This window comes from Streptomyces incanus, assembly GCF_042656345.1.
Classification (GTDB): Bacteria; Actinomycetota; Actinomycetes; order Streptomycetales; family Streptomycetaceae; genus Streptomyces; species Streptomyces incanus.
The window spans coordinates 1-721 of sequence record NZ_JBHSPC010000138.1; the positions used below are offsets into that span (position 1 = coordinate 1).

Sequence of the window (721 nt, forward strand, 5' to 3'; positions counted from 1 at the left end):
GCGGTTGTCGGCTGCTGTCATCGTGCCCCCTGCCGGTCTTGCCGGTCCTGGACGGCGCGCAGCACGTGGTAGGCGCGGGCCAGCAGGCGGCGGGCGATGGCGGTGGTGGCGATCTTCTTGCCGCGGCGGTGGGCGAGACGCTGGTAGGCGTCGGCGAACTCCGGGGACCGCTTCGCGGTCTGGGCTGCCTCGCACAAGATCCACCGCAGCCAGTCCGAGCCCTGCTTGGAGATGTGCCCGTGTCGCACGGTCAGGTCCGAGCCGCGGACGGTGGGCGTCAGCCCGGCCCAGGCGGCGAGCTTGCGCGCGGAGGGAAAGCGGGTGATGTCCCCGACCTCGGCCACGATCATCAAGGCGGTGAGCGTGCCGACCCCCGGCAGCTGGGTGAGCGCCTTGATGCGGGGATCGCCCCGCGCCTGTGCGAGCAGCTGCCGGTCGAGGGCGTCGATCGGCTCTTTGAGGGCATCCATCAGGCCCAGCAGATCGTCGATCACGCGACGTGAGGCGTCCGGCAGCTCCAGGCCGCCCAGCCAGGCCCGGCCGGGGGCGGTGAAGCAGCTGCCGGGCCGGTCGCAGCCGTGGTCCGCCAGAACGGCGTGGACGCGGTTGCGCAGCCGGGTCCGCAGCCGCACCAGCTGGCAGCGGTGCCGCAACAACGCGCGTTGCTGCCGGACGTCCAGCGGCGCGATCCACGCCTCCGGCAGCAGATCCGCACGCAGCA

Annotated in this window: 1 protein-coding gene; it reads right to left on the reverse strand. The window is 73.0% G+C overall.

Annotated features, from left to right (window positions below; genetic code table 11):
- Window positions 1-17 precede the first annotated feature (17 nt).
- On the reverse strand, window positions 18-721 hold a 704-nt coding region (locus tag ACFP2V_RS34450; protein WP_381219277.1), incomplete at its 5' end, for an IS110 family RNA-guided transposase.